This window comes from Micromonospora sp. (assembly GCF_048594385.1).
Taxonomy (GTDB): Bacteria; Actinomycetota; Actinomycetes; order Mycobacteriales; family Micromonosporaceae; genus Micromonospora; species Micromonospora wenchangensis.
Genome location: NZ_JBMDWU010000325.1, coordinates 1 through 8352, shown reverse-complemented (window position 1 = coordinate 8352; position 8352 = coordinate 1). Strand labels below are relative to the sequence as shown.

The window sequence follows — 8352 nt, the reverse complement described above, 5'->3', positions numbered from 1 at the left end:
ACCAGAAGCTGGTCGAGGAGGCCCCCGCGCCGTTCCTCACCGACGCGCAGCGCCGCCAGATCCACGACAGCGCCAAGGCGATCTGCCGGGAGGCCGGCTACCACGGCGCGGGCACGGTGGAGTACCTGGTCGGCGCGGACGGCACCATCTCCTTCCTGGAGGTCAACACCCGGCTGCAGGTGGAACACCCGGTCACCGAGGAGACCGCCGGCGTCGACCTGGTCCGCGAGCAGTTCCGGATCGCCGACGGCGAGAAGCTGCGGTTCACCGCGGACCCGACCCCGCGCGGGCACGCCATCGAGTTCCGGATCAACGGCGAGGACCCGGGCCGCAACTTCCTGCCCGCCCCCGGCACCATCACCGCGCTGCGCCTGCCCACCGGCCCCGGCGTCCGGGTCGACACCGGGGTGGGCGCGGGCGACGTGATCGGCGGCAACTTCGACTCGCTGCTGGCCAAGGTGATCGTCACCGGCGAGACCCGCGCCGAGGCGATCGAACGGGCTCGCCGGGTGCTCGACGAGATGGTCGTCGAGGGGATGGCCACCGCGCTGCCGTTCCACCGCCTCGTCGTCCGCGACCCGGCGTTCACCAGCGAGCCGTTCACCGTGCACACCCGGTGGATCGAGACCGAGTTCGACAACACCGTCCCGGCGTTCACCCCGACCGCCGGCCCCGCCGAGGCGGCGACGGCACGCGAGACCGTCGTGGTCGAGGTGGGCGGCAAGCGGCTGGAGGTCACCCTCCCCGCCGGCCTCACCGGGGGTACGACCACCGCCGCCCCCGCCGCCCGCAGGCCGGCCCGCCGGGGTGGCGGCACCGGCACGGGTACGGCGGTCAGCGGCGACGCCCTCACCTCCCCCATGCAGGGCACCATCGTCAAGATCGCCGTCGCGGACGGGGACACCGTCGCCGAGGGGGACCTGGTCGTCGTCCTGGAGGCGATGAAGATGGAACAGCCGTTGCACGCGCACAAGGCGGGCACGGTCGCCGGGCTCGCCGCCGAGGTCGGTGCGGTGCTCACCGCCGGCGCGGCGATCTGCACCATCTCCTGAGCCGTACGACCCCCGCATGGGCAGGGTGGTGTGAGCCACCGACGGCGGCGGGACGGGCCGGAAGCGGGAATGATGGCGGGGTGAGGTTCCTTCATGGCGCGGTGCCCGCGCACGACCTGACCTACAACGACGTCTTCATGGCCCCGGCCCGGTCCGAGGTCGGTTCGCGGCTCGACGTCGACCTGTCCACCGGTGACGGCACCGGCACCACCATCCCGCTGGTGGTGGCGAACATGACGGCGGTGGCCGGCCGGCGGATGGCCGAGACGGTGGCCCGGCGCGGCGCGATCGCGGTCATCCCGCAGGACATCCCGATCGAGGTGGTCGCCACCGTGGTCGAGTGGGTCAAGCAGCGGCACCTGGTGCACGACACCCCGATCACGCTCGGCCCGACCGACACCGTCGGCGACGCCATCCACCTGCTGCCCAAGAAGTCGCACGGCGCGGTGGTGGTGGTCGACGAGGCCGGCCGGCCGGTGGGAGTGGTCACCGAGGCGGACACCCACGAGGTGGACCGGTTCGCCCAACTCCAGCACGTGATGTCGACCGAGCTGCACACGGTGCCGGCCGACGCGGACCCGCGTACCGGATTCGAGCGGCTCAACGCGGGACGACGGCGACTGGCCCCGGTGGTCGACGACGACGGCCGCCTGGTCGGGGTGCTCACCCGGCAGGGTGCGCTACGCGCCACCCTCTACAAGCCGGCCGTCGACGACCGGGGGCGGCTGCGGATCGCGGCGGCGGTCGGCATCAACGGTGACGTCACCGGCAAGGCCGAGGCGCTGCTCGCGGCGGGGGTCGACACCCTGGTGGTGGACACCGCGCACGGGCACCAGGAACGGATGATGTCCGCGTTGCGGGCGGTCCGCAAGCTCGACCCCCCGGTCCCGGTGGCGGCCGGCAACGTGGTCACCGCCGAGGGAGTACGCGACCTGGTCGAGGCGGGCGCGGACATCATCAAGGTCGGGGTGGGGCCGGGCGCGATGTGCACCACCCGGATGATGACCGGGGTCGGCCGGCCCCAGTTCTCCGCCGTGCTGGACTGCGCGGCGGCGGCCCGCGCCCTCGGCCGGCACGTCTGGGCCGACGGCGGGGTGCGCCACCCCCGGGACGTGGCGCTGGCGCTGGCCGCCGGGGCGTCCAACGTGATGGTGGGCTCCTGGTTCGCCGGCACCTACGAGTCGCCCGGTGACCTCTACACCGAGCCGGACGGCCGACGCTACAAGGAGAGCTTCGGGATGGCCTCGTCCCGTGCGGTCAGCGCCCGGACCGCCGAGGACAGCGCCTTCGACCGGGCCCGGAAGGCGATCTTCGAGGAGGGCATCTCCACCGCCCGGATGTACCTGGACCCGGCCCGCCCCGGCGTCGAGGACCTGATCGACGAGATCGTCTCCGGGGTACGCAGCGCCTGCACCTACGCCGGCGCCCGCACCCTGGACGAGTTCCACGAGCGCGCCCTGGTCGGCGTCCAGAGTCACGCCGGCTACACCGAAGGCATGCCCCTCCCCACCAGCTGGTAACTCCCCCTGCCCCCTCTCCTGCCCCCTGTCTGGCCCCCGTCCCGGTCTCTGCCTCGCCCCGGCCTGACCCTGGTGATCAAGAAGTTTGCGTCACCCCCGCCCCGCCCTTGATCACCGCACCGACCATCCCACCGGCCCCGGTGATCAAGAGGTTTGCGTCAACTCGGAGCGGTGATCTGACGCCAATCTCTTGATCACCGGGGCGAGGGAGGCGGGGCGTGGGGGGCGGGGGCGTGAGGCGAGACGCGGGGCTCGGGAGGAGGTCAGGGTGGGGGGAAGAGGCGGCGGATGACGGTGCGGGCGGCGGTGCGGGGGTCGGCCTCGACGTCGGGGGGTAGTGCGCCGGAGAGCCACAGGGTGGCGAAGCCGTGCACGATCGACCAGGCGGCCAGCGCGTCCGTGCGCGCCTCGCCCGGCTCGGCCCGGTCCGGCGGCAGGGTCGCCACGCCGGTGTGCAGCGCCGCGCCGGACCGTTCCCGGGCGGCCCGGACCTCGGGGGCGTCGGCCCGGTAGAGGTCGGGTCGGAACATCACCTCGAAGTGCGCCCGGTGACGGACGGCGAAGTCCACGTACGCCACGCCCACGTCGAGCAGGTCGTCGCCGGCTGCGGTCAGGGCGGCGGCGAGCAGGTCGAACCCCTCGACGGCGAGAGCGGTGAGCAGTCCCGCCTTGTCGCCGAAGTGGTGGGTCGGGGCGGCGTGGGAGACGCCGGTGCGACGGGCGAGGTCGCGCAGGCTCAGGGCCGCCGGCCCGGCTTCCTCGATCGCCGTCACCGCCGCCTGGAGCAGGACGCGGCGCAGGTCGCCGTGGTGGTAGGGCCGGGTGACGGTCATGACACCAGGATAACTTTGCATTGACAAGAAGACCATCGGCGATCAAATCTTGTCAGCATAAAGATTTGCCACCGAGGAGGCATCCATGGTTCCGTTTATCGCTCTGCTCGTCGGAGCCGCCGTCGCGCGCCTGGCCGGACTGGCCGGCATGGACGCGCTCGACGGCTGGCACCCCGCCCTCCGTGTCGGGCTGGCACTGCTGTTCGTCATGACCGGTTTCGCCCACTTCGTGGCACCCCGTCGGGAGGATCTGATCGCCATGGTCCCGCCCCGGCTGCCCCGGCCCGCCATGCTGGTCACCGTCACCGGGGTGCTGGAACTGGCCGGCGCGGTCGGGTTGCTGATCCCGGCCACCGCCCGTCCGAGCGCCGCCGGATTGGCGCTGCTGATGGTCGCGATGTTCCCCGCGAACGTCTCGGCGGCCCGGCGACGCCTGACGCTGGCGGGCCGCCCGGTCACCCCGCTGGGCACGCGTACGGCGATGCAGATCCTGTACGTCGGCACCGCTCTGACCATTCTGTTTGGCCCCTGACGGTTTGGGGGCTAACATACTCAACGTGCAGAGGGAACCACTCATCGTCTTCCCCGCCGTGCTCCATGACGTCCCGCTCGGGCGACTGCTGTCGGTCGCCGGCCACCTCGTCGACCAGCACTGGGGTCGTTACCTGGCCGAACACCACGGCCTCACCCCGGCCGGGATGCGGGTGCTGTTCACCCTGAACCACCTCGACGACGCCACCCACCGGGACGTCGCCGACCGCTGCTTCGTCCGGCCCGCCACCCTCACCGGGATCGTCGACACCCTCGAACGGGACGGCTTCGTCGAGCGTCGCCGCGACGAGGCCGACCGGCGCAGCGTACGACTGGCGCTGACCGACAAGGGGCGGGAACACATCCGCTCCCTGGTCGACCGGATGCGCACCGACACCCCGCTCACCTCCGTCGACGCCGACCCGGCCCGACGCGAGGTGATCCGGGATTTCCTGATCGAGGTCATCACGACCATGTCCGACGGGGAGGACAAGAGGTTGTCAACACAGCACCAGGACACGACCGACCACCCGAGGCCCGGGAGCCATCCGTGCTGATCAGTCTGTTACGCCGCTACCTGCGGCCCTACCACCGGCCACTGGGCGCGGTGGTGCTGCTCACGTTCGTCGGCACGATGGCCTCGCTCTACCTGCCGAGCCTCAACGCCGACATCATCGACCTGGGGGTGGCCCGGGGCGACACCGACTACATCATCCGTACCGGCGGTTGGATGCTGCTGGTCAGCCTGGTCCAGATCGCCTGCGCGGTGACGGCGGTCTACTTCGGCGCGCGGACCGCGATGGCCTTCGGCCGGGACGTCCGGGCGGCGATCTTCGGGCAGGTCAACCGGTTCTCCGCCCGCGAGGTGGCCCGCTTCGGCGCGCCCTCGCTGATCACCCGCAACACCAACGACGTGCAGCAGGTGCAGATGCTCGTGCTGATGAGCTGCACCATGCTGGTCGCCGCGCCGATCATGAGCGTCGGCGGGGTGGTGATGGCGCTGCGGGAGGACATCGGCCTGTCCTGGCTGATGCTGGTCAGCGTGCCGGTGCTCGCCGTCGCGCTCGGCCTGGTCATCCGCCAGATGGTGCCCGGTTTCCGGCTCATGCAGACCCGCATCGACACGGTCAACCGGGTGCTCCGCGAGCAGATCACCGGCATCCGGGTGGTCCGGGCGTTCGTCCGGGAGCCGTACGAGACGCAGCGGTTCGGGGTGGCCAACGCCGACCTGACCGCCACCGCCCTGCGGGTCGGCCGACTGATGGCGCTGATCTTCCCGGTGGTGATGCTGGTGCTCAACGTCTCCAGCGTCGCCGTACTGTGGTTCGGCGCCCAGCGGGTCGACTCCGGGCAGATCCAGATCGGCGCGCTCACCGCCTTCCTGGCGTACCTGATGCAGATCCTGATGGCCGTCATGATGGCCACCTTCATGCTGATGATGGTGCCGCGCGCGGCGGTCTGCGCCGAACGCGTCACCGAGGTGCTGGACACCGAGTCCTCGGTGGTCCCGGCGGCCAACCCGGTCACCCGGGTCGAGGGCCACGGTGAGCTGGAGCTGCGCGGCGTGGCCTTCCAGTACCCGGGGGCCAGCGCGCCGGTGCTGCACGACATCTCGTTCCGTGCCACCCCGGGGCGGACCACCGCCGTGATCGGGTCGACCGGCGCCGGCAAGACCACCCTGCTGACCCTGATCCCCCGGCTGGTCGACCCGACCGCCGGCACCGTGCTGGTCGACGGGGTCGACGTCCGCGAGCTGGCCCCGGAGGAGCTGTGGCGGCGAATCGGCCTGGTGCCGCAGAAGCCGTACCTGTTCACGGGCACGGTGGCGAGCAACCTGCGCTACGGCAATCCCGACGCCACCGACGAGGACCTGTGGACGGCGTTGGAGATCGCCCAGGCCCGCGACTTCGTGGCCCAGATGCCCGGTGGCCTCGACGCGGCGATCGCGCAGGGCGGCACGAACGTCTCCGGCGGGCAGCGGCAACGCCTCGCCATCGCGCGGGCACTCGTCCGTAAGCCGGAGATCTACCTGTTCGACGACTCGTTCTCGGCGCTCGACCTGGGCACCGACGCCCGGTTGCGGGCCGCGCTGCGCCCGGTCACCGCCGACGCGGCAGTGGTGATCGTGGCCCAACGGGTCTCCACGATCATCGACGCCGACCAGATCATCGTGTTGGAGGACGGAGGCGTGGTCGGGATGGGCCGACACGACGAGCTGCTCGACACCTGCCCGACGTACGCCGAGATCGTGGCGTCGCAGCAGACTGCGGGGGTGCCGGCATGACCGCCGTACCCGAGCAGAAGAAGGCCCCGGAGGAGACCACGCCGAAGCGGCTGCCGGCGGCCGGCCGGCGCGGCGGTGGGCCGCCGTGGATGAGCGCCGGCATGCCGGCGGAGAAGTCGATGAACTTCGGGCCGTCGGCCCGCCGGCTGCTCGGCCGGCTGCGACCGCACCGGGTGACGCTGACCGGCATCATCGCCCTGGCGGTGACCAGCGTGGGGTTCAGCGTGATCGGGCCGAAGATCCTCGGCCACGCCACCGACATCATCTTCGCCGGGGTGATCGGCCGGCAGCTTCCCCCCGGCACCACCGTCGACCAGGCGGTGTCCGGGATGCGGGCCGCCGGCAACGACAACCTCGCCGACATGGTCGCCCGGATGGACGTGGTCCCCGGGGCGGGCATCGACTTCGACGCCCTCGGCCGGACGCTGCTGTTCGCCCTCGGCCTCTACGTGGCCGCCAGCCTGCTGATGTGGTGGCAGGGTTGGCTGCTCAACGGGGTGGTCCAGGCCACCGTGCTGCGGCTGCGCGCCGAGGTGGAGGAGAAACTCAACCGGCTGCCGCTGCCCTACTTCGACAGGCAGCCACGCGGCGAGCTGCTCAGCCGGGTCACCAACGACATCGACAACATCTCGCAGACCCTGTCGCAGACGCTGAGCCAACTGCTCACCTCGCTGCTGACCGTGGTCGGCGTGCTGGCGATGATGTTCTGGATCTCGCCGCTGCTGGCGCTGGTCGCGCTGGTCGCGGTTCCGCTGTCGGTGATCGTGACGCAGCAGATCGCCAAGCGGTCGCAGCAGAAGTTCATCGCCCAGTGGACCCACACCGGCGAGCTGAACGGCCAGATCGAGGAGGCGTTCACCGGCCACGAGCTGGTCAAGGTCTTCGGGCGCTCCCCGGAGGTGGAGGCCAGCTTCCGTGCCAAGAACGAGGAGCTGTTCCGGGCCAGCTTCGGTGCCCAGTTCATCTCCGGGATCATCATGCCGGCGATGATGTTCGTCGGGAACCTCAGCTACGTGGCGATCGCCGTGGTCGGTGGGCTGCGGGTGGCGTCGGGGGCGATGAGCCTCGGTGACGTGCAGGCGTTCATCCAGTACTCGCGGCAGTTCACCCAGCCGCTGACGCAGGTCGCCTCGATGGCGAACCTGCTCCAGTCCGGGGTGGCCTCCGCCGAGCGGGTCTTCGCCGTGCTCGACGCCGACGAGCAGAGCCCCGACCCGGCCACCCCGACCCGGGTCGTCGAACCGCACGGGCGGGTCGAGTTCGAGAACATCTCCTTCCGGTACGACCCGCAGACCCCGCTGATCGACGACCTGTCCCTGGTCGCCGAGCCCGGTCACACCGTGGCCATCGTCGGCCCGACCGGCGCCGGCAAGACCACCCTGGTCAACCTGGTGATGCGCTTCTACGAACTGGACTCCGGGCGGATCACCCTCGACGGGGTGGACATCACCACGTTGCGCCGCGACGACCTGCGCGGCCGGATCGGCATGGTGCTCCAGGACACCTGGCTGTTCGGCGGCACCATCCGGGACAACATCGCCTACGGCCGGCCGGACGCCACCGAGGAGGAGATCCTCGCCGCCGCGCGGGCCACCTTCGTGGACCGGTTCGTCCGTAGCCTCCCCGACGGGTACGACACCGTCATCGACGAGGAGGGCAGCAACGTCAGCGCCGGTGAGAAGCAGCTCATCACCATCGCGCGGGCGTTCCTGGCGGAGCCGTCGCTGCTGATCCTGGACGAGGCGACCAGCTCGGTGGACACCCGCACCGAGGTGCTGCTGCAACGGGCGATGGCGGCGCTGCGGTCCGACCGGACCAGTTTCGTCATCGCGCACCGGCTGTCCACCATCCGCGACGCCCACCTGATCCTGATGATGGAGAACGGGCGGATCGTCGAGCAGGGCACCCACCAGCAACTGCTCGCCGCGCGGGGGGCGTACCACCGGCTCTACCAGGCGCAGTTCGCCGCAGCGGTGGTCGAGGACGAGGCCGCACCGGCAGCGGCGGCACCGGCACCGGCCCGGGGCTGAGTGACGGACCGGTGGGGGGGGCGGGGGGGCCGCGTCCCCCCCCCCCCCCCCCCGCCCCCCGCGGGGAGCCCTTGCGCCCCGCGGGCCCCCCCCCCCCCCCCC

The 8352-nt window shown here is 71.7% G+C and carries 7 protein-coding genes; 6 read left to right on the top strand and 1 reads right to left on the bottom strand.

Translation table 11 applies throughout. The annotated features are described in order from the left end of the window. A partial coding sequence (locus ACOJTC_RS17425; protein ID WP_420117673.1) for a biotin/lipoyl-containing protein occupies nt 1-1052 on the top strand: 1052 nt, incomplete at its 5' end. Nucleotides 1053-1132: 80 nt separating this feature from the next. Then, complete coding sequence (locus ACOJTC_RS17420) at nt 1133-2572, top strand: GuaB1 family IMP dehydrogenase-related protein (protein ID WP_204927461.1); 1440 nt, start codon at nt 1133-1135, stop codon at nt 2570-2572. Nucleotides 2573-2835: 263 nt separating this feature from the next. Here ACOJTC_RS17420 and ACOJTC_RS17415 read toward each other — a convergent pair whose 3' ends face one another. After that, nucleotides 2836-3405 (bottom strand): TetR/AcrR family transcriptional regulator, encoded by a 570-nt coding sequence (locus ACOJTC_RS17415; protein ID WP_204927460.1) that lies wholly within the window; start codon nt 3403-3405, stop codon nt 2836-2838. Nucleotides 3406-3490: 85 nt separating this feature from the next. Between ACOJTC_RS17415 and ACOJTC_RS17410 the strand changes: the two genes are divergently transcribed. From ACOJTC_RS17410 to ACOJTC_RS17395, 4 genes are read left to right on the top strand one after another with little or no spacing between them, the layout of a single operon-like run. Then, nucleotides 3491-3937, top strand: coding sequence for a DoxX family protein (locus tag ACOJTC_RS17410; protein ID WP_420117672.1), 447 nt, complete (start codon nt 3491-3493; stop codon nt 3935-3937). A 25-nt stretch (nt 3938-3962) separates the two neighbouring features. After that, entirely contained in the window at nt 3963-4493 is a 531-nt protein-coding gene (locus ACOJTC_RS17405; RefSeq protein ID WP_204927458.1) for a MarR family winged helix-turn-helix transcriptional regulator, read from the top strand. Continuing rightward, complete coding sequence (locus ACOJTC_RS17400; RefSeq protein WP_420117671.1) at nt 4487-6220, top strand: ABC transporter ATP-binding protein; 1734 nt, start codon at nt 4487-4489, stop codon at nt 6218-6220. Before ACOJTC_RS17405 ends, ACOJTC_RS17400 begins: the two co-directional genes overlap by 7 nt. Continuing rightward, nucleotides 6217-8250 (top strand): ABC transporter ATP-binding protein, encoded by a 2034-nt coding sequence (locus tag ACOJTC_RS17395; protein WP_420117670.1) that lies wholly within the window; start codon nt 6217-6219, stop codon nt 8248-8250. Before ACOJTC_RS17400 ends, ACOJTC_RS17395 begins: the two co-directional genes overlap by 4 nt. Nucleotides 8251-8352: the final 102 nt, after the last annotated feature.